The 21,268-nt window shown below is 31.6% G+C and carries 23 protein-coding genes and 5 tRNA genes; 20 read left to right on the top strand and 8 right to left on the bottom strand.

Going from position 1 to position 21,268, the window contains the following annotated elements; genetic code table 11:
* Positions 1-125: 125 nt before the first annotated feature.
* Entirely contained in the window at positions 126-1,235 is a 1,110-nt protein-coding gene (locus IW20_RS24220; RefSeq protein WP_035628716.1) for an FKBP-type peptidyl-prolyl cis-trans isomerase, read from the bottom strand.
* A gap of 78 nt (positions 1,236-1,313) precedes the next feature.
* On the opposite strand from IW20_RS24220, the gene IW20_RS24215 reads away from it, so the two are divergent.
* Positions 1,314-1,718 carry an RNA-binding S4 domain-containing protein gene (locus IW20_RS24215; protein WP_035628715.1) on the top strand — a complete coding sequence of 135 codons (405 nt, stop codon included), beginning with the start codon at positions 1,314-1,316 and terminating at the stop codon, positions 1,716-1,718.
* A gap of 45 nt (positions 1,719-1,763) precedes the next feature.
* On the top strand, positions 1,764-2,264 hold the full coding sequence (locus IW20_RS24210; protein WP_035628714.1) for a phosphoribosyltransferase domain-containing protein: 501 nt from the start codon (positions 1,764-1,766) through the stop codon (positions 2,262-2,264).
* Here IW20_RS24210 and IW20_RS24205 read toward each other — a convergent pair.
* Positions 2,256-2,774, bottom strand: a complete 519-nt coding sequence (locus IW20_RS24205; RefSeq protein ID WP_035628713.1) for a shikimate kinase — start codon at positions 2,772-2,774, stop codon at positions 2,256-2,258. The two genes, IW20_RS24210 and IW20_RS24205, sit on opposite strands and share 9 nt — an antisense overlap.
* Before the next feature lie 127 nt (positions 2,775-2,901).
* Between IW20_RS24205 and IW20_RS24200 the strand changes: the two genes are divergently transcribed.
* The 13 genes from IW20_RS24200 (at position 2,902) to IW20_RS24140 (ending at position 10,921) form a co-directional block, all read left to right on the top strand.
* Positions 2,902-2,974, top strand: a tRNA-Lys gene (locus IW20_RS24200).
* 39 nt (positions 2,975-3,013) lie between these two features.
* Positions 3,014-3,086 (top strand) — tRNA-Lys (locus IW20_RS24195).
* Between the two features lie 41 nt (positions 3,087-3,127).
* Positions 3,128-3,210 (top strand) — tRNA-Leu (locus tag IW20_RS24190).
* Positions 3,211-3,230: 20 nt separating this feature from the next.
* A tRNA-Lys gene (locus IW20_RS24185) sits at positions 3,231-3,303 on the top strand.
* A 133-nt stretch (positions 3,304-3,436) separates the two neighbouring features.
* Positions 3,437-3,509, top strand: a tRNA-Lys gene (locus IW20_RS24180).
* Between the two features lie 253 nt (positions 3,510-3,762).
* A complete protein-coding gene (locus tag IW20_RS24175) occupies positions 3,763-4,263 on the top strand; it encodes a tetratricopeptide repeat protein (protein WP_035628712.1) in 501 nt (166 codons plus the stop codon).
* 143 nt (positions 4,264-4,406) lie between these two features.
* Positions 4,407-5,369 (top strand): ion channel, encoded by a 963-nt coding sequence (locus IW20_RS24170; protein WP_035628711.1) that lies wholly within the window; start codon positions 4,407-4,409, stop codon positions 5,367-5,369.
* Between the two features lie 75 nt (positions 5,370-5,444).
* A complete protein-coding gene (locus IW20_RS24165; RefSeq protein WP_035628710.1) occupies positions 5,445-6,344 on the top strand; it encodes a MerR family transcriptional regulator in 900 nt (299 codons plus the stop codon).
* A 37-nt stretch (positions 6,345-6,381) separates the two neighbouring features.
* Entirely contained in the window at positions 6,382-7,848 is a 1,467-nt protein-coding gene (locus tag IW20_RS24160; protein WP_035628709.1) for a phytoene desaturase family protein, read from the top strand.
* 5 nt (positions 7,849-7,853) lie between these two features.
* Positions 7,854-8,693: a phytoene/squalene synthase family protein gene (locus IW20_RS24155; protein WP_035628708.1), complete on the top strand. Its 840-nt coding sequence runs from the start codon at positions 7,854-7,856 to the stop codon at positions 8,691-8,693.
* 20 nt (positions 8,694-8,713) lie between these two features.
* Positions 8,714-9,154 carry a sterol desaturase family protein gene (locus IW20_RS24150; protein WP_035628707.1) on the top strand — a complete coding sequence of 147 codons (441 nt, stop codon included), beginning with the start codon at positions 8,714-8,716 and terminating at the stop codon, positions 9,152-9,154.
* A 10-nt stretch (positions 9,155-9,164) separates the two neighbouring features.
* Complete coding sequence (locus IW20_RS24145) at positions 9,165-9,626, top strand: SRPBCC family protein (protein ID WP_035628706.1); 462 nt, start codon at positions 9,165-9,167, stop codon at positions 9,624-9,626.
* A complete protein-coding gene (locus IW20_RS24140) occupies positions 9,626-10,921 on the top strand; it encodes a cryptochrome/photolyase family protein (RefSeq protein ID WP_035628705.1) in 1,296 nt (431 codons plus the stop codon). The genes IW20_RS24145 and IW20_RS24140 overlap by 1 nt, the downstream gene beginning before the upstream one ends.
* Positions 10,922-11,288: 367 nt before the next feature.
* Here the strand turns inward: IW20_RS24140 and IW20_RS24135 are convergent, their stop codons facing one another.
* Entirely contained in the window at positions 11,289-12,593 is a 1,305-nt protein-coding gene (locus IW20_RS24135) for an ABC1 kinase family protein (protein ID WP_035628704.1), read from the bottom strand.
* On the bottom strand, positions 12,590-13,252 hold the full coding sequence (locus IW20_RS24130) for a TetR family transcriptional regulator C-terminal domain-containing protein (RefSeq protein ID WP_035628703.1): 663 nt from the start codon (positions 13,250-13,252) through the stop codon (positions 12,590-12,592). Before IW20_RS24130 ends, IW20_RS24135 begins: the two co-directional genes overlap by 4 nt.
* A 98-nt stretch (positions 13,253-13,350) precedes the next feature.
* On the opposite strand from IW20_RS24130, the gene IW20_RS24125 reads away from it, so the two are divergent.
* Positions 13,351-14,262: a TIGR01777 family oxidoreductase gene (locus IW20_RS24125; RefSeq protein ID WP_035628702.1), complete on the top strand. Its 912-nt coding sequence runs from the start codon at positions 13,351-13,353 to the stop codon at positions 14,260-14,262.
* A gap of 3 nt (positions 14,263-14,265) precedes the next feature.
* Here the strand turns inward: IW20_RS24125 and IW20_RS24120 are convergent, their stop codons facing one another.
* The 4 genes from IW20_RS24120 to rmuC all read right to left on the bottom strand — a co-directional run bounded on the left by IW20_RS24120 (position 14,266) and on the right by rmuC (position 17,325).
* Complete coding sequence (locus tag IW20_RS24120) at positions 14,266-14,808, bottom strand: YceI family protein (protein WP_240478536.1); 543 nt, start codon at positions 14,806-14,808, stop codon at positions 14,266-14,268.
* A 209-nt stretch (positions 14,809-15,017) separates the two neighbouring features.
* Complete coding sequence (locus IW20_RS24115) at positions 15,018-15,572, bottom strand: acyl-CoA thioesterase (RefSeq protein WP_035628700.1); 555 nt, start codon at positions 15,570-15,572, stop codon at positions 15,018-15,020.
* Positions 15,573-15,580: 8 nt separating this feature from the next.
* Positions 15,581-15,946 carry a hypothetical protein gene (locus IW20_RS24110; protein ID WP_035628699.1) on the bottom strand — a complete coding sequence of 122 codons (366 nt, stop codon included), beginning with the start codon at positions 15,944-15,946 and terminating at the stop codon, positions 15,581-15,583.
* Positions 15,947-15,966: 20 nt separating this feature from the next.
* Positions 15,967-17,325 (bottom strand): DNA recombination protein RmuC, encoded by a 1,359-nt coding sequence (rmuC, locus tag IW20_RS24105; RefSeq protein WP_035628698.1) that lies wholly within the window; start codon positions 17,323-17,325, stop codon positions 15,967-15,969.
* Between the two features lie 208 nt (positions 17,326-17,533).
* Between rmuC and IW20_RS24100 the strand changes: the two genes are divergently transcribed.
* From IW20_RS24100 to IW20_RS24085, 4 genes are read left to right on the top strand one after another with little or no spacing between them, the layout of a single operon-like run.
* On the top strand, positions 17,534-18,415 hold the full coding sequence (locus IW20_RS24100; RefSeq protein ID WP_035628697.1) for a protease complex subunit PrcB family protein: 882 nt from the start codon (positions 17,534-17,536) through the stop codon (positions 18,413-18,415).
* A 48-nt stretch (positions 18,416-18,463) separates the two neighbouring features.
* Positions 18,464-18,865 (top strand): hypothetical protein, encoded by a 402-nt coding sequence (locus IW20_RS24095; RefSeq protein ID WP_035628696.1) that lies wholly within the window; start codon positions 18,464-18,466, stop codon positions 18,863-18,865.
* 50 nt (positions 18,866-18,915) lie between these two features.
* Complete coding sequence (locus IW20_RS24090; protein ID WP_035628695.1) at positions 18,916-19,467, top strand: RNA polymerase sigma factor; 552 nt, start codon at positions 18,916-18,918, stop codon at positions 19,465-19,467.
* Positions 19,464-21,209: a hypothetical protein gene (locus IW20_RS24085; protein WP_035628694.1), complete on the top strand. Its 1,746-nt coding sequence runs from the start codon at positions 19,464-19,466 to the stop codon at positions 21,207-21,209. Before IW20_RS24090 ends, IW20_RS24085 begins: the two co-directional genes overlap by 4 nt.
* The last annotated feature ends 59 nt before the right edge of the window (positions 21,210-21,268 follow it).

Here is a 21,268-nt window from a genome sequence, read left to right as displayed (position 1 = left end):
GAAAAAGCTTCTCCTATATAGTATAACCGAATATCACTCCTATATATAAGGATATAAAAAAAGTGGCTACTATAATATAGTAGCCACTTAAATATCTAAAAACAGGAATCAATAAATCCCTATATCTATTTCTTTAAAGGATAAGTATTATCAAGATGCACTCTTACTCTACTTGGAGAAGTATAATCAAATGCTTTCGTCGCAGGTATATACGCTGGTATACCCTGTGTTTCATCAATATTTGGCGTAGAAGGATCATCTTCCGCTGCACCATTAAAAGGATAATAACCATTAGATATCACTTTATCACCAATAACCGTATCAGGTCTTTTCGTTTCAACCTTAGTAGTATATCCATCCCCATCATCATCAACGTCTAAGAAATCAGGAATTCCATCCTTATCCGTATCATCTGGATTCCCTAATTGCTTAGGATACTCAGTCGTATTACGCATATCTCTCACATATCCATCACCATTTTTATCTTCCAAATACGAAAAAATTCCATCTCCATCATGATCTAAACGTTGCAATGCATATAATTTAAAACTAAAAACCAAAGGAGAGTAAGAAGGTATAGAACCACTACCACCCGCATAATAACCCAATCCTGAAGGCAAGAACATAACTCCTGCACCAAAATCATTATACACTATAGCCCCATTACTACCACCTGTTGAAGTACCAACTTTAAATTCTGGAAAGACTTCTCCCCAACCTTTAATCATTTGATACAAGTCATAAAAAGTTTGCGGAAACACTATTTGCTCAAACTGAGTAGCCGTAACAACAGTAGGATCCGTTGCAGTTGCTCCAGCTTTTCTAAACAAATACGTACCATTATAAGACGACAAAACACCATCTACATTACTTGGCGACTCACCCACTCCTTCACGCAATACCAAATAATATAATTTATAAGTAATTCCATGTAACTCTACATTCTTAACCTTTAAAGTTGGAAACGTAGGACTATTCAAATAAAACCAGATAGACTTCTGCTCAGTCGGCTTTGTAATTAGCTCAATTTTCACATCCTGATCTTCTGTCTTACCAGCAGCTTCAGTAATTGTAATTGTATTGTTTTTTAAATAATCTTCAATAACAGCAATATCTGTATTATACTGTTCTTGAAAATCTCTTAAGGGCTCTACATAAGCAGAATCACTTTTAGAACAAGAGAATATAGCCAGTGTTGCAAATGTTAAAATAAAATAATACTTAAATTTGTTCATTAATGTTGATTTTTAGGTGCGCAAGATACAATATTGATTTATTTTTGTAAAGAATTTAACTCTGAATTTAGAAATTTTATGCGAATAGATAAATACTTATGGTGCGTGCGATACTACAAGACCCGAAATATGGTCACTGAAGCATGCAAGAAGAACCATATTACAGTGAACGGTCAAGTTGCAAAACCTTCGAAAGAAGTTTTTCCGACTGACAAAATTACGTTTCGTAAAGACCAGATTACTCAAATCATTACCGTCCTTGATATTCCAGAGAATAGAGTTGGCGCAAAACTTGTCGATATATACAGAAAGAATGAAACTCCAGCTGAAGCATACGCTCATCTGGAACTATTAAAACTATCCAAAGAGCATTATCGTAAAAACGGAACTGGTAGACCAACCAAAAAGGACCGTAGAGATATTGACGAATTCGGAAATGATATTTCTGACGACGAAGACGACACTGAATCACATTCTAACTAAGCTTTATCACCTCACACACTTTATACCATTTTAAAAACAACTATAATGAGCAAAAACATCATCTTAACGAATCAAGAGATTGAACATAAAATAAAAAGAATTGCTTACCAGATATACGAAACCTTTGTAGATGATGAAGAAATCGTAATCGCTGGCATTGCAGCAAACGGTTTTATCTTTGCCAAAAAAGTAGCTACAGCTTTAGAAGCTATCTCACCTATTAAAGTATCTCTTTGTGAAGTACAGATAAACAAACAAAAACCCGAATCAACTATAAACACTTCTTTAACTAAAGAACAATACGCCAACAAAGGCTTAGTTCTTGTAGATGATGTATTAAATTCGGGCACTACTTTAATATATGCTGTTCGTCATTTTCTAGATGTTCCTTTGAAGAAATTCAAAACTGCAGTTCTTGTAGACAGAAACCACAAAAAATATCCAGTAAAAGCTGACTTTAAAGGAATATCTCTTTCCACTTCTTTATTAGAGCACGTACAGGTAGTATTTGACGACAATAATAATGATTATGCTTTCTTAAGCTAGCACTTTAAGAATATCAGAAACTGTTTCATCAATAGTCTTCTCATCTACACTTACTTTATACTTTGCTTGATTGTAGTAAAAACTTCTTTCGAAAAGATGTGTAGCTATAAACTCTCTCATCTCTTCCTCATTTTTATCGGCAATAAGTGGACGTTTACTTTTATTATGAAGTAAACGTCCATATAATGTATCAATAGACGCTTTTAAATAAATAGAATCCACACCTTCTTTATTTAACAATTCATGATTATTAGCATAACAAGGGGTCCCTCCTCCTAAACCTATAATCATTTCTTCGGGTGACTGAAGCAATTCCTGAAACATTTCATGTTCTAATTTCCTAAAATATATCTCTCCATTCTTATCAAAAATCTCATTTATGGTTAAATTAACCTTATTTTCGATGCATTTATCTAAATCTAAAAATGGAATTTCAGTGGTTTTTGACAATTTTTGAGCAATTGTTGACTTGCCGCACCCCATATACCCTAATAACACTATTTTTTTCATACTAATAAAACCTTATAAACTAAGACGTTGTAATTTTTTCTCAAAAAAAGACAAATTTATAACAAAAATGCTTGCAAACTTCAATAATAACTCCTTATATTTGCACCCGCATTCAAGGAAAGAATATGACTCGATAGCTCAGTTGGTAGAGCACATCACTTTTAATGATGGGGTCCTGGGTTCGAGCCCCAGTCGGGTCACAAAATTTGTGATTAACAACATACTTTCCTTGATAGCAAGACTCGATAGCTCAGTTGGTAGAGCACATCACTTTTAATGATGGGGTCCTGGGTTCGAGCCCCAGTCGGGTCACAAGTGGTCGAGTAAGAACTTACTTGGCCTTTTTTTTTAAAGGCCACGTGGAGAAACGGTAGACTTGCCATCTTGAGGGGGTGGTGCTCGTAAGGGCGTGTGGGTTCAAATCCCACCGTGGTCACGACAAAATAAAATATTATTGACTCGATAGCTCAGTTGGTAGAGCACATCACTTTTAATGATGGGGTCCTGGGTTCGAGCCCCAGTCGGGTCACAAATAGTTAAGTAATTATTTACTTGACTTTATATTAAACACGCAGAAAGATGGTAGACTAGTCATCTTGAAAGAGTATTACTCGCAAAACGTGTAGGTGTAAATCCTAACATAGTCAGAATAATAAAATAATGACTCGATAGCTCAGTTGGTAGAGCACATCACTTTTAATGATGGGGTCCTGGGTTCGAGCCCCAGTCGGGTCACAAAAGGTCGAGTAATCAATTTACTCGACCTTTTTTTAGTTATATATAAAAATGAATAATACACATAAGATATAAATGATTTCAAATCTTAATATAACTACAATGAAAAGCGAAATATTAAAATTGTTAGTATTTCGCTTTTTATTTATAAAACTAAATACTAAAAGCCAAAATACAACAATCCTACTGTTGCCATAAAATAAACAATCCCAAAACACGTTAAACATTTTAAACCCTACTAATTTATTTTTATATGAAACAATTATTACTTATTCTGTTATTTATTGCGACAACTACTAGCTGGAGCCAATCTGGAAGCGACTACTTTGATCAGGCATTAAGAAAAGCCGAAAATGGCAATACCAAAGGCGCAATAGCAGATTACACCAAGGCAATTAAACTAAAAGCCAACTTTGCCGAAGCTTATCAAAACAGAGGTGTTGCTAAACTTAAACTCAACGACACTAAAGGCGCTCTAGCTGACTTTAATAAAACAATCGAGCTAGACAATATGAATGCTGATGCTTTTACAGGGAGGGCAAACGTAAACTATAAATTAAACAATTTTAAAGCCGCTATCGAAGATTGTACTTCGGCTATTAATTTAAATCCTAAGGACTATGTAGCTTACAACCTCAGAGGCACGCTATATACTCAAATTCAGGATAAGAAAAATGCTTGTAAAGATTTCTCTAAAGCAATTGAACTAGGAAGCAAAAGCGCTATTAAAAACAAAGCTACTTTCTGCAAATAAAAGACACTGAAATAAGCACCCAACTATTCTTTCTTGTAATGTAATAGTTGGGTGCTTTTTTGTATTCTAACTTATACTTACATTTGAGAAGATATTCGTCTAATCAATTTGATTTAATCTAAAACTTATTCGATATAACACATATGTCAATTCTCAAGAAAATAAACACACAGGCAGAAACCGATAAGAACTCGGGTTTTGGTCCCAACTCTAATAATTATGGAGGTCGTTTTGTAAATAAGAACGGAACTCCTAATGTTCAGAAAACCGGCATGCATTTATTACGTCGCATTAGCTGGTACCATACCATGATTGATATGCCTACTTGGAAATTCATGCTTGTTTTATTCTCCTTTTATATTGGTATCAATTTTATTTTTGCCATTCTTTATTTCGCTATTGGTATTGAACATCTAGACGGAATAGTCGCTTCTCAAAGTGAATGGGCAAAATTTGGGCAGGCTTATTTTTTTAGCGCACAAACTTTCACAACTGTAGGCTATGGGCACATTAGCCCCACAGGATTTTTAACTAGTTCTCTTTCGGCAGCCGAAGCTTTAATAGGATTACTAAGTTTTGCTATTGCAACTGGTTTATTCTTCGGGAGATTTAGTCGCCCAACCGCCTTTCTTAAATTCTCCCACAATGCATTGATAAGCCCTTATCAAGAAGGCAAGGCTTTAATGATTAGACTTGTTCCTTTTAAAAACACAAACTTCACCGATGCTGAAGCAAAAATCACCTTAGGAATAACTATTGAAGAAAATGGTATAATGACTAATAAGTTCTACTCATTGGACTTAGAGTTAAACAAAATAAATGCACTTACACTAAGCTGGACATTAGTACATCCTATAACCGAGAAAAGCCCATTGTATAAATTCACAAAAGAAGACTTTGCTTCTACTCATGGAGAAATATTGGTTTTCATTAAAACCTTTGACGATATGTACAGTAATACTGTTGCCGCAAGAACTTCTTATACTTTTAAGGAAGTTTTATACGGTGCTAAATTTGAACCAATGTACAATAGAAGCAAAGATGCCTCTAAAACTGTACTACATTTAGATAAGTTAAACTCTCATCAAGCTATCAGCTTTGAATAAAGCTAAATCGATAATTTTCTTGTTTTTAATATTTCTCTAAAAATTAAGCTACATTTGTTTATCAAATATCAATAAATGATAAACAATATAAAAAGTGTTTTTAGCATAAAAGACCTTGAGAATCTTTCAGGCATTAAAGCACATACTATTCGTATTTGGGAAAAGAGATATAATATCTTAGAACCAATGCGTACTGATACCAACATTCGAACATACGATTTAGCCAGTTTGCAAAAACTATTAAACATTACACTACTTCATGAATATGGCTATAAGATTTCGAAGATAGCTACTTATCCGCAAGAAAAAATCCCGCAATTAGTCAGGGAAATCATTTCTAATAAAAACGCAAAAAATCATGCCATCAGTTCTTTTAAGATGGCTATGATGAATTTTGATCAGGAATTGTTCTTCAACACCTTTAATTGGCTTACCGCCGAAAAATCTTTTAAAGAAGTTTTTCATCAGGTATTTATCCCGCTATTAAATGAATTGGGTTTGTTATGGCAATCTGAAACTATAACTCCTGCTCATGAACATTTTATTAGCTACCTAATTAAACAAAAACTATACATTAACACAGAGAATCTTCAGGTTCAGAAACCAACAAAAACGGATAAAATTTTCGTTCTTTCCTTACCAATGAATGAAATTCATGAACTTGGTTTAATGTACATTCAATACGAGATATTACTACAAGGTTATAAAACAATTTATTTAGGCGAAAGTATGCCTATAGAAAACCTGAAAGAGCTCAACAATCATTTTGATAATATCACTTATGTTTCTTATCTCACTATTCAACCTGATCGTAGTATAGTTACTCAATATGTAGCCAATATGAGTTCTGAACTTTTAAACAACTCCAATGAAATATGGCTAATCGGTAAACTAGTTGAACACATTGAAACTGAAAATCTAAATCAAAAAGTACACATTTTTAACTCCATCGAAGAATTAGTGACGCGGATATAATTATTTTGTTTAATTATTTTATAATTTTGTTAAACAAATGAAAAAAACAATCTCAATTATAGGTTCTGGTTTTTCGGCTTTATCAGCTTCATGCTATTTGGCCAAGGAAGGCTATAATGTAACTATTTACGAAAAAAATGCAACTATTGGTGGCAGAGCCAGACAATTAAAAAGCAATGGCTTTACATTCGACATGGGACCAAGCTGGTATTGGATGCCTGATGTATTCGAAAATTTCTTTAATGATTTTAATAAAAAGACTACTGATTACTATGAGTTAATAAAACTCAATCCCGCATATCGTGTGTATTTTGGGATTAATGAATTTATAACTATCACTGATAATCTAGAAGAAATAGCCAAAACTTTTGAGACTATCGAAGAAGGTAGCGGTAAAAAACTTATTGATTATATCTCTGAAGCCAAAAGCAATTATGATATTGCTATAAAAAAGTTAGTATATAGACCTGGAGTTTCCGCATTAGAATTAATAACTCTTGAGACTACTCAAAAATTAAATCAGTTTTTTGGAACGGTAAGTAAAGATATTCGCAAGAAATTTAAAAATGAAAGACTGATTCAGATTCTAGAATTTCCAGTTTTGTTTCTTGGAGCTAAACCTTCTAAAACGCCTTCTTTCTATAACTTTATGAATTATGCCGATTTCGGTATGGGAACTTGGCATCCTAAAACTGGAATGTTTGATGTTGTTCGTGGTATAGAAAGTCTGGCGAAAGAACTTGGAGTCACTTTTAAAACTAACTCTAGCATTGATAAAATTATAGTTAAAAACAATATTGCTACTTCATTAATTATAAATGACGAAATTATTACTTCGGATATCGTTTTAAGTGGTGCCGATTATCAGCATACAGAAACCTTATTATCTAAAGAATATCGTGCTTACTCAGACGAATATTGGGAAAGTCGTGTTTTTGCTCCTTCTTCTCTCCTATTTTATGTTGGGTTTGACAAAAAAATAAAATCTATTTCTCATCATGCTTTATTCTTTGATGTAGATTTTGAACAACATGCGATGGATATTTATGATAAACCTAAGTGGCCGGATGCTCCTTTGTTTTATGCTAACTTTCCATCGGTGACTGATAAAACAACTGCACCTGAAGGGATGGAAACTGGTTTTTTCTTAATTCCTCTTGCTCCGGGTATAGAAGATACTGTAGCGCTTCGCGAAGAATATTTCGATAAGATAATTTCTCGTTTTGAAAATGTCACACAACAATCGATTAAAAATAATATTATATTTAAGAAGTCTTTTTGCAAAAATGACTTTATCGAAGATTACAATGCCTATAAAGGAAATGCTTACGGAATGGCAAATACTTTATTACAAACTGCGTTTTTAAGACCTAAATTAAAAAGTAAAAAAGTCAAAAACTTATACTTTACGGGACAATTAACTGTTCCTGGTCCTGGTGTTCCTCCTGCTTTAATATCAGGAAAATTAGTATCTGAATTAATAAACAAATCCTTTTCATTATAAAAAACATGAAACAGTTATTTGATAATGTCTCGTTTAAATGTAGTAAGCTTGTAACCAAAAGTTACAGTACTTCTTTTTCTTTGGCAGTATATATGCTTGCTCCAAGTATAAGAGATGCTATATATAGTATTTATGGTTTTGTACGTTTTGCTGATGAGATTGTAGATTCGTTTCATGGTTTTGATAAAAAGTATCTAATTGATGATTTTGAAAAAGAATACTATAAGGCTAAAGAAGCTGGCATAAGTCTTAATCCTATTTTAAACTCTTTTCAGCAAACTGTAAAGCAATATAATATTACTGATGATTTAATCCAGTCGTTTTTAAAAAGTATGAAATCTGATCTTGTCAAATTTGACTATCATAATAAGGAAGAAATTGAGGATTATATTTATGGTTCTGCCGATGTTGTGGGTTTAATGTGTCTTAAAGTTTTTGTTGATGGTAATGAATCAAGGTATAAGAAACTAAAAATGGAAGCGATGCGATTGGGTTCGGCTTTTCAGAAAGTAAATTTTTTACGTGATTTAAAAGATGATAATCTAATCCTTAACCGAAACTATTTTCCTGGTATTGATTTAAACTCTTTTGATGAAAATGCTAAAAATAAGATTATCGAAGAAATCGAAGATGATTTTAAAGTAGCCTATCAAGGGATTGTAAAACTTCCTGTAGAAGCTAAGTTTGGTGTTTATACTGCCTATATCTATTATAAGAAACTTTTAAAGAAACTAGAAAACACTCCTTGTCATGAAATAGGCAACGAAAGAATTCGGGTTTCTAATTATTCTAAAGCTGGATTACTTGCCAAATCTTTTGTTTCTTATAAACTAAGAATGGTATAATTTTTATAAAAAACACAACAATGATTTTCTTTTTAATTTTTATAGGTACGTTTCTTTTTATGGAATGTGTTACTTGGTGTACTCATAAATTTGTCATGCACGGCTTTATGTGGTATTTCCACTCTGATCATCATCAACCAAAATATACTAATGTATTTGAACGAAATGATATTTTCTTTGTGATTTTTGCCATTCCAAGTATTCTACTTTTCTATTTTGGAACTATCGATGGCATTAATTATTTATTTTTTATCGGGTTGGGATTAACTTTTTATGGTTTTTGTTACTTTATGGTTCATGATGTATTAATTCATCAACGTTTTAAATGGTTTAAAAACACTAAAAATAAATATCTTATTGGGTTAAGAAAAGCACACAAAGTACATCATAAACATTTGGGTAAGGAACACGGTGAATGTTTCGGAATGTTGTTTGTTCCTTTTAAGTACTACAAAATATAATATCTCTGACATGAAAGTATATAAAAAAGAATCTGTTCAGCACATTAATGCTAGTCTGGAGGATTGTTGGGCTTTTTTTTCTAATCCTAATAACCTACAAGTAATTACTCCTAAAAACATGGGGTTTACGGTTACCGATTATGATAATAAATTGGTTTATGCCGGACAAATCATTCAATATAAAATAGCTCCTCTTTTGGGAATTAAGCTAAACTGGATGACTGAAATTACTGTAGTAAAAGATAATAGCTATTTTGTAGATGAACAACGCTTTGGCCCTTATGCATTATGGCATCACAAACATTTTTTTGAAGCTACTGCTAATGGAACTCAAATGACCGATATTGTACATTATGCTCTTCCGTTTGGTTTTATCGGGCGTATTGTAAATGCTCTTATTGTAAAAAACGAACTGAAAACAATTTTTGATTACCGCTATAAGAAGGTCGAAGAAATTTTTAATACTAAATAATGAGCAAACAAAAAGTTAGTCTATTTTGGTTCCGACGTGATTTGCGTTTGGATGATAATCGTGGATTGTTTCATGCGCTTGAATCTGATTTTCCTGTTATTCCTTTGTTCATTTTTGATGAAGCGATTTTGGATAGTTTGCCTAAAGATGATTCTAGGGTTAGTTTTATATATGATTCTCTAGAGAAAATCAATACTGAATTGAAGTCTATAGGAAGTTCTCTTTTGATAAAAAAGGGACAAACTACTGAAATTTGGAAATCTCTTATCGAAGAATTCGATATTCAGGAAGTATTTTTTAATAAAGATTATGAATCTTTTGCTATAAAAAGAGATTCTTATATCTCTGATTTATTAAAACAAAATAGCATTGCAGCACATTCATATAAAGATCATGTTCTTTTTGAAGAGAAGGAAATCACAAAATCGGATGGTTTACCTTATACTATATATACTCCTTATAAAAATAAGTGGCTAGAAAAATATAAAATTTTAGGTCAAGCCAAAGAATATAATACTGCTAGCCTTTTTTCTAATTTTTATAAAAGTCAATTTGTATTCCCAACAATAAACCAAATTGGGTTTGAAAAAAGTTCTATTAAAGTACAACCGCACAATTTAAAGAATATTTCGAATTATCAGGAAACAAGAGATTTTCCCGCATTAGACTCAACCTCTTATCTTTCGCCTCATTTACGTTTTGGTACTGTTAGTATTCGGAAGTTAATAAATTGGGCTGCACATACAAATCAGGTTTTCTTGAGTGAATTAATCTGGAGGGAGTTTTTTATTCAAATTTTATTTAGTTTCCCTAATGTTGTTAATCATAATTTTAAATCGGCTTACGATGGGATTCAATGGTTAAATAACGAAAAAGATTTCCAACGTTGGTGTTCTGGAACTACTGGTTACCCAATGGTCGATGCTGGAATGCGCCAACTTAACGAAACTGGATATATGCATAATCGGGTTCGAATGGTTGTTGCTAGTTTTTTATGCAAGCATTTATTGATTAGTTGGCAATGGGGCGAAGCTTACTTTGCCGAGAAATTACTTGACTATGAATTGGCTTCGAATGTTGGTAATTGGCAATGGGCTGCAGGAACTGGTTGTGATGCTGCTCCTTATTTTAGAGTTTTTAATCCCGAAATTCAGCTTAAGAAGTTTGATGAAAAAGGTATTTATATCCGAAAATGGATTCCTGAATTTGATTTGGGTTACAATGAACCGATGATTGAACATGCTTTTGCTAGAGATCGTGCTATTGCAACTTATAAAAAAGGTATTTTGAGATAATTTTTTAGAGTTAATAAACCCGTTTGCAATTATTTCGTCTATTCTGCTCGGCTCATAAAAATTTTATTTAACACATAGAAACATAGATTTTATATATAAATAAGAGAACTAAAATAAATACATTTCTTTCACATAGCTAGCTTTGTGCATCTTAAACAAGTGAAATGCCTTTTTTAAGAGTACCAAAGTTTCTATGCGTTAAAACTAATTGCACGCTACAGGTAATAATATATACATTAAAGCCTCTGTCTGAGCTTGAACTCTAACAGAGGCTTTATTTTTTTGCCATTTCTAGCCCAGATGGGAACGGCATCCTCTTGTGGTGGTGTTCACCACAAGAGATATAGTGGAAAGCTGGAATAAGCTCCTAATATTTCTGATAATTATTTACTACAATCTTGGCTTTTAAATCGAACATTAAATTATATAACCCGAAGAAAGTTCTGTTCATATATATAAAATGTTTTGAACCGCGATTTCCGTTCATCTTTTTAAGGTTTGTGTCTTTTGAGAAACGTTCGCCCAACTTGGCAATATTATCAAAAAACTCTTCATCAGAAAAATCGAATGTATCTTCTTGAAATGGTTTTGTGAATAATGATAGCAAATCATGGAACATTCCTGTAAAATATTCTATTTCCTCTTTGGTATCATCTGTTCTTAGAATCTCTAATTCGAATAGTTTTTGATTAAAAAGTTCTTTATCTGTAATAACTTCTTTATTGATTAACTCAAAATAGGGAACATAAAAGTCATTTGGAATTTGTTTCATACATCCAAAATCTAAAGCTACTAACTGATTTTTATCGTTTACCAAGAAATTTCCAGGATGCGGATCGGCATGAACTTTACGTAATATATGAATTTGGTACATATAAAAATCCCAAAGTGCCTGGCCTATAAGATTAGATTCTTCTTGATTTGGTTTCTTGGCTGTATATTCTGAGAGATGAATTCCAGTCATCCAATCCATTGTAATGATTTTCTCTGAAGAATACTCTGGATAATAATTAGGAAAAACTAAGTTTTCTATCTTTTTACAGGCTTCGACTACTTCTTGGCTTTGCTGTAATTCTAATAAATAGTTGGTTTCTTCTATTAATTTATCTTCTACTTCTTTAAAATATTTATCTGAATCTTTTCCTTGCAGATTAAACATTCTTATTGCCATAGGTTTTACCAATGCCAAGTCTGACGAAATACTATTGGCAACTCCAGGATATTGAATTTTTACAGCGAGTTTTTTTCCGTCTTTTACAGCTAGATGTACCTGACCGATACTTGCTGCGTTTACAGAATTGGGGTTAAACTCATCAAAAATTTCGTATGGTGTTTTACCAAAATTAGTTTTAAACGTTTTTAATACTAATGGTGCTGATAGTGGCGGAACTGAAAATTGGGATAACGAAAATTTTTCGACATAGGCTTGTGGCAAGAAATTCTTATCCATGCTTAACATTTGTGCTACTTTAAGCGCACTTCCTTTTAAGCTTTTTAGCCCGTCGTAAATATCTTCGGCATTATTCTCGTTGAGTTTATCGCGGGTTACCTCTGGGTTTACAATTTTTTCTCCGTAGTATTTTAGATAATTTACTCCAATTTTTGCTCCTGTTTGAACAAGTTTACTTGCTCTTTCTATTTTGGAAGTTGGGATATAGTCGATGGTTTTCATTGTCTGCTGTATATTTTTTCTTTAAAAATAAATTTGCCAAAATCAAGCAAATGATTCATTGGCGCTACATTCATCAATTCAAAAGATACATTTACAGATTTCTCGATAAAAAGATCTGTTTTCTCAAATGCTGGCGATGCATCGTCTATCCAGAATTTTAGCGTAAGTAATAATTGCATCCATGCTGTTTCCTGAATTGCTTTTTCCTGAAAGTTCTGAAGCTTTTCTTGTTGGATTCGATGGTCATCAGTTATAATTAAACTAATATATTTTTTAAAACTATCTCGAAGTGTGGTTAGTTTTACTAAGTTTTTAATTGGGTTGGAATCAGTTTTTAGAGCCTGAACTACATAACTACGATTTGCAGTTAATAACTCGAAGAATGTAAAGTAAAATCCAAGCATTTTATTTTTCATATCATACTCTTGGTACTCTGGATTTTTATCTAATAATTCGAGTGTGTTTTCGAAAAACAGATTAAATATTTCTTTTTCTAGTCCTTCAAATGTTCCAAAAAAAGTATAAAATTCTGCTTCTTCAAAATCATTTGATTTTGCAAAATGAAAAACTGTTTTGGGATTTTGTCCATGTTCTAAAACGTAATCCATATACAGAGAAACAATTTTATCTTTTGTCAATATTTCTTTTTTAGTTTCCATACAACCTACTTTTTTAATTTAGCATAAAGGTAAGCAACGTTTAACTATATTTACGTAATGCTAAACAATACAAGGTGTTAAATATATTATAAACTATCATGGCTAAAAACATTTTACTAACTGGTGGCTCGGGATTTATAGGAACAAACCTTTCTGCTTTATTGGTTGCTAATGGGTATTCGGTTTCTATATTAACTCGCACTGAAAGAAAAGCTACCAGTGGTATTACTTATTATAAATGGAATTTAGAAGATAATTATATTGATGAAGTTTCGGTTTTAAAGGCCGATTACATTATACATCTTGCGGGTGAGAATATCGCTGAGAAAAAATGGTCTGATAAACGGAAAAAAGAAATTATTGATAGTAGGGAAAAACCTATTGAACTCATTTATGCTGTCTTAAAAAAGAATAATAAAACCTTGGATGCATTTATATCGGCATCGGCAGTTGGGATTTATGGTGCCTTTACAAGTGAAACTATTTGTACGGAAGAAACGCCTGCAGCAAATGATTTTCTTGGAGAAACCTGTCAAAAATGGGAAACTGCTACAAATAGTATCGAATCGTTAGGAATTAGAACGGTTAAAATAAGAACTGGATTGGTTTTTGGAAAAAATGAAGGTTTCTTAAAAAAATTGGTTCCGATTTTTAAATATGGTTTCGGCTCTATTGTAGGTACAGGAGAACAATATATGCCCTGGATTCATATTGATGATTTATGTGGTATTTATTTACAGGCAATTATTAATCTTGAGATGAAAGGTTCTTATAATGCTGCTGTTTGTGATGATACGACCAATGCTATTTTCTCTAAAGCTATGGCAAATGTATATGGATATTCTATCTGGTTACCTAAAATACCAACTTTTGTAGTACGATTACTCACGGGAGAAATGGGGAAAATTATATTAACCGGACAACGTGTTTCTTCTAGGAAAATAGAAAATGCTGGTTTTAAATTTAAATATCTAAATTTAAAACCAGCACTTTTAGTGTGTTTAAAATAATTTTTATTTCACGACTCCTACCAAACTTGTGTTTACAGTTTTGGATATTTTGTTCTCTATCATAGAGGGTATTTTAATATTGAAATCGTCTGTATTTAGTGGAAAAACTGAAGTGATTTCAATACCCTGGGGTACTTTTCTAATTATTGCACTTACTACTATTTCTTTTGTTTTACCGTGAATTTGAAGTTTCCCTGTAATGGTATATTCTTTTGGGGTTTCATCAATATCTTTCATGTCGAATTTTCCGATTTTGCCTTTAAAAACAGCTTTTGGATATCGATCACTTTCGATATAATTTTCATTAAAATGGGTTTCCATTAAATCCATCTTAAATCGAAAATCTTTCATCACAGCCACGCAAACAAAACTACTTGTTTCTGGCTCTATAACCACAATTACCGATTTATTAACTGCGTTTACCTCTTCGAAAAAAGGAACGGAAGCTTCAAAATTAAGAACTCCAATTGCAGTTCTTATTCTATTTTGTGCTACTATAAAGTTAACGGTAAGTAATAGAATTAAAAAAGTACTTTTTTTCATCATCTTCAGCAATTAGAATTAAACATATTGCAAGATATTTTTTGAAAAAAGCCTATTGATAAAAACAAACCAACAACAGACATGAATCAAAAATGGAACTGTTCAGGAAAGGCATTTGAGTATAAAATTACTTAAATCCTCTTTCTTAAAGTTACGTATTTTAATCCTTTTTGGTTCTTAAAACAATCCTAAAAATTAGAAGAAAAGCTACTTTAATTTAACTCTAATAAAACATTGTATTTGCTTAAACCTGCTAATGTTTCGATAGAACTATAATTGTATTCTTCTGCATGGTTTTCTACTTCTTTTTTAACCTCAATGTGTTTCAGCGCTTTGCAAAAACGTCTTACATCTTCAAGATTTGATAATATAAGTCCCGGAACTGGTACGCTTTTCCCTTCTTTGTCTTTGGCTACCATTGTAAAGTAAGATGAATTACAATGTTTTATTGCTCCTGTCTGGATGTTTTCGGCCTCGACACGTATACCAACTATCATAGAACTTTTACCTACATAATTTACTGAGGCTTTCATGGTTACTAATTCTCCTACTTCGATAGGTTTTAAAAAATTTACTGTATCAACAGATGCTGTTACACAATAATTCCCTGAGAACTTAGAGGCGCAAGCAAAAGCTATCTGATCCAGCAATGATAGTATATATCCTCCGTGTATTTTACCACTAAAATTGGTGTGCGAAGGGAGCATTAATTCGGATATGCTTATTCTTGAACAGGCTACTGTTTTAAAATTTGTATTTGTACTCATATTCTATATTATTTTACATTAAATGGGGAATCTTCTTTTTCGACAGCTTTTACAAAGAAACGCGTTTCTCCCCACCAAGGAAATGTTTTATATTTTTCGACATACTCCAGTTTTACATAACCTCCTTGAAGTACTTTTAAATCTTCTATAACTTTTTTATCACTATCTAAAACGGAGAAAGAGAAAATTTGGGCTCCTGAAATTCCTTGGCTTAGTTCTCCTTCCCAAGTTTTCATCATAACTCCTTTATGACTTAGTCTGATTAATTCGCCCGAACGGATTCCTGTACTATAAGGTACATAATAAATAAAACTAAAATACCCTATTAGAGCTATAGCTGCAATACCAATGATTATTCCCAGAATTCGTTTCATCCTAATATTTGTTTAGTAATTTAGTTTTCGTTGTTATTTGCTCTTGTTAATATATTCTCCGGAAGTGACTTTTTTGCCTTTGCTCCCATTTTCTTTAACTTCTCTACGCTTGTAATTAAATTTCCTCGACCTTCTACTAGTTTGCTCATCGCATTCTCATATTCGGTTTTAGAGTCATTTATTTTATTACCAATTTTAATTAAATCTGTAACAAATCCTTCAAACTTATCATATAATGCTCCAGCTTGTCTGGCAATTTCAAAAGCATTTTCTTGTTGTTTTTGGTTTGTCCACATACTATCGATAGTTCGTAAAGTTGCCAATAATGTTGTTGGTGTAACAATTACAATATTTTTCTCAAAAGCTTTATTATATAAGGTAGTATCTTCATTTAGTGCAATTGCAAAAGCAGGTTCTATCGGGATAAAGAGCAAGACAAAATCCGGGCTTTCTATTTGGTATAAATCATGGTAATTTTTATTCCCAAGTTGATCGACATGTCTTCTTATAGACTGCACATGTTCTTTTAGGTAATCTGATTTTAAACTATCATTTTCTTCGTTAACCCATCTTTCATAAGCCGTTAAAGAAACTTTAGAATCCACAATCATCTTTTTGCCATCGGGCAAATGTATTACAACATCGGGTAATACGCGAAGTCCAACCTCATTAGTAAAACTTTGTTGCACTTCATATTCTCTTCCTTTTTCTAAACCAGATTTTTCAAGAACTCTTTCTAAGACTAATTCGCCCCAATTTCCTTGCATCTTACTATCACCTTTTAAGGCTTTGGTCAAGTTGAGTGTTTCTTTACTCATTTGTGCATTCATTGCACTTAATCCCAATATTTGTTGACGCAATGCTGCATGATAATCAATACTTTCTTTATGTGTATCTTCGACTTTCTTTTCAAATCCGATAATTTTATCTTGTAGCGGCAACAAGATATTTTTCATATTCTCATTATTCTGAGCTGTAAATTTTGTCGATTTTTCTTCGAGTATTTTATTGGCTAGATTTTCAAATTCTTTGGTGAATTTCTCCTGAAGTTGTTCTACTTCATTTTTCTGTTCTTTATGTCGTTCCCATAAATTTTCAAAATCTACTTCTTTTTTAGAAAGCTGAATCGCAAGACTATCTTTTTCGGTACGGATAATTTCTTTATCAGAATTTGTTGCTTGAAGTTGTTTCTCTAAACTATTTTTTTCTGACTGGAAATGTTCTTTTTGTTGCTGAAACTGATTTGTTAAAGCAATTAGTTTTTCATTTAAACTTACTTTTTCTGATTGAGATTTAGCCGAGAAAATAAGTTTCCCAATAAAAATTCCAATACTTAAAGCAATAATAAAAACCAATAAAAAGGGAACCAGATTTGACATAAAGATTTTTTAAAAAAGTAAAAGTACGCAATAATACGTAGTCTCGAAGAAGAGAAAATATTTTTTTGAGTTTAAAATTCGCTTCTTTTTTCTACTATTTATCAGTAGAAATCTCAATTTAAAAAATATTTTAAAAATAATTATATTATTGACGCAACCTTTTTATCCTTATATCATCTATAAGGTATAATCTTTTAAAATATAAAAAATGAAAAAAATTATTTTAGGTCTATTTGTCGCCTTGGGCATTAGTTCCTGCTCTATGAATAATGACAATGACTATCAAAACTGTGGTGATTTTAGTAATGTTTCTTTTTCTGGTTTTCCGATAGAATGTAATTATACTATAAAAGAAATCCCTGCAAAACCTACAGCTATAGCGATAAGATCACAAGAAAAAATGGATTCGTTTTTTACTAAAAATCCTAATCCTTGTCCAACTCCTATAAATCCTAATATCGATTTTACTAAAAATAATTTAATCGGAATTTTTGCTGGACCAAAACCAAGTGGTGGATATGAGATTAAAATTACTTCTATCGTAGAAAACTCTTGCGAAGTAATTGTACAATATTACGAAAAAGAACCACTACCAAATGAACCTGTTACTAGCGAAGTAACAAATCCTTATGATTTGGTTTTAATCCCAAAAACTGACAAACCTGTTTACTTAAATAAAATAAGCCAGAATAAAAACTTTGCTATTATAGGAAGCTACAGTAGTCAATGTACTGGTGCTAGTTGCCAAATGTTTTATAACATTAATAACTTAAACGTATTGCATTATCTTAATGTTACTTCTGGGAATTATGATTTCACTAAATACAATTATGAGGCATTAACTAAAAAAGGAGACTTTACTGAGTTTGCAAAATTAGTTCCAGCTGAGATTTTAAACTTACCTACAGGAACAACTAAAACCTATGGCACTCCAGATTCAGCTAATCAAGGTGGAATTTACTTTGAATTAAACCAAGGTGGTAAGGTAACTAAAGTGTTTATAGATAACAATAATACTCCAGATCAAGGAACTGAAATAATTGCATTTAAAAAAGTAATAAAGGATAAAATTGCAGTATTAAGAAACTAAAGTAACTTTGCAGCATAAAAATTAACAAATATTTATTATTTCCTTAAAATGAAAAAAACAATTTTAGCTCTTTTAGTTATTATTTCTGCTTCAACTTATTCATCAAATGTAATTTTCAAGTCAGATAAAATGGCTATGTTAGCCGGAAGCTGGATTTGGCAAAAATCTACAGGAGGTCAAAACGGCAGTTATACCTCAACTCCTAAAACAATTGGGAGCACAAAAAAACTTGTTTTTACAGCCGAAGGTAAAGTTATTACCTATAAGAATAATGTTGAGATAAGAAATAGCAATTATCAACTTACTAAAGGTATTAGTGTGTTTGATAATCTAGAGCATGATTTAATCACTTTTGAAGGAATAACATACGTTATCGAAAAATTAGATTCTCGTAATCTGGTTATCGTAAACAATTTTACCGACGGATACAGTTCTACTTTTAAGAAGTAGTATCTTAAATACAATCACTATTGCAATCTAATATACTTTAAAATTATTTTTTGGAAGACAATTTAGACTTACTTATAAAAAAGTGCATAGCCAATGACAGAGGAGGGCAATTGAGAATTTATCAATTGTTCTCGCCTGTATTGTATGGAATTTGTCTAAAATACATGAAGAATGAAGATGATGCTAAAGATGTTTTTCAGGAATCTTTTATAATCGTTTTTCAAAAAATAAAACAATACAAATTTGAAGGTAGTTTTGAAGGATGGATGAAACGAATTTTCATCAATAAACTCATAGAAACCTTAAAGAAGAAAAAAAGAGATTATCATTTTTTGGATGTCTTTGATCCAGAAACTGAGATTATCGAAGAAGAAGAACTTGAAACGATTCCGATAACTCAAGAAAAACTAATCGAATATATTCAGGATTTACCCGACCAATACCGAATGGTTTTTAACCTCTTTGTTTTTGAAAAGATGAAACACAAAGAAATTGCAGAAATGCTCCAGATTACAGAAGGAACTTCTAAATCTAACTTAAATAGGGCTAAGAAAATATTACAAACAAAAATTTTGGCCGTATTAAATTTTAAAACAGCATGAAAAAGAAAAAAATAGAAGATATTTTTTCTTCAATAGAAAATTTTTCTAGTGTACCGCCACCAGAATTATGGGCTAAAATTGAAGAGGAACTAGACAAACCTAAAAAGAAAAAGGTAGCAACCATTTGGTGGTCGCTAGCAGCTAGTCTTTTAATAGGTTTAGCTATTACGTCTGGTCTATATTTTAACTCGAATGAAAATGATATTTTATTAAAGGATAATAATGTTGTCTTAGATTCTAAAGAAAATAATTCAAAATCTAATTCCACTACTCCAGCTATAATTAATACCACTCCTTTAAATAAAACTACAATAACTGTTGCTGAATCTGATAATTCGGTAGCTAATGAAACATCAAACAACAATCAAGAAGCGACTAAAACCACAACAACTTCAATCAACAAAAAAGACAAGCCTACTTTAAAATTAAATAATGAATCAATTTCGTTAGCCGAATCATCATCAAAAAGTAACAATAAAACCTCATCAGCTAAAGCGAATACCAGTGAAGTTAATAACAACCTTGGTAAAGCAAAAAGTGAAGGAATTGCTTTAAATAACAATACTCAATCATCATCATCAAAAAACGACACAAATACTTCTTCTGTTAAAGAAAACAGCACTGAAGTTTATAACGATTTAAACAAAACCAAAAACGAAACAATTGTTTTAAATAACAATACTCAATCATCATCAAAAAACGACACAAACAATTCTTCAGCTAAAGAAAATAACACTGAAGCTTATAACAATTTAAACAAAACCAAAAACGAAGGAATTGCTTTAAATAACAATACGCAATCATCATCAAAAAACGATACAAACATTTCTTCAGCTAAAGAAAATAATACTGAAGTTAGTACTAATTTAAGTAAAGACAAAAGTGAAGCAATTGCTTTAAATAATAGTTCTGAAAGAAATCTTGTTTCTTATAACGATTCATTGAATAAAGTTCAAATTGCGCTTGAACTACAACAATTAGAGAATCGCTTAAATAATAAGGAAGATAAAGACGAACTAAAAACTGAAAAAGAAATTATAACGGAAAAATGGTCTGTTGGTCTCTATGCCGGTTTAGTAAATTCTCAGAACTATGGCAATAAAAAAACATTGGGTAACGATGTTGAGTCAAAGCAAAATACTGGTTATGGTGTAAAAACAAATTACAAGCTTAATAAAAAATGGGCGGTAAGTTCTGGTTTAAAAATTAATGAATTAGGACAATCTGTAGCTAATGTATCTTATTACAACAAACAACAAAATGTATTATCTGCAGGAATTACAAATGACTTTTTTCTTTCAAATCCAAGCGTTGAATATATTTCGACTAATAGAAATTATGTTTTTTCATCAGACAATAGCAGTCAAAAAATTCAAAGTAGCGAGGCCAATAACCAAACCGGAAATCTTGATCAACAATTACAATATTTAGAGATGCCTCTTGAGGTTTCTTATTCTGTTTTAAATACTGGAAAAGCTGATATTAGACTTAATACAGGTGGTTTTATAGGAAAGTTAATTTCCAACGAAGTTTTTTTAGATGGTAACTCAATAGGTGGAAATCTAGATGTAAACAACTTTGTATATGGTTCTAAATTTAGCAGTACTTTACAGTATGAAGTCTTCAAAAAAACCCATTTTTTTGTAGAACCTGGTGTGAATTATTATATCAATCCGTTAAAGACACAATCGTTTAACCAATTTCAGTGGGGTCTGAATTTTGGGGTTAATTTTGGGTTTTAGTTAGTTTGTTTTAATTCTCTCTTTTATTATAATAATGATTACACCAAATCATATTATAC

The organism is Flavobacterium hydatis, from assembly GCF_000737695.1.
Classification (GTDB): domain Bacteria; phylum Bacteroidota; class Bacteroidia; order Flavobacteriales; family Flavobacteriaceae; genus Flavobacterium; species Flavobacterium hydatis.
Note: the sequence above shows the minus strand (reverse complement) of the source record. Positions and strands in the feature narration are given on the sequence as shown.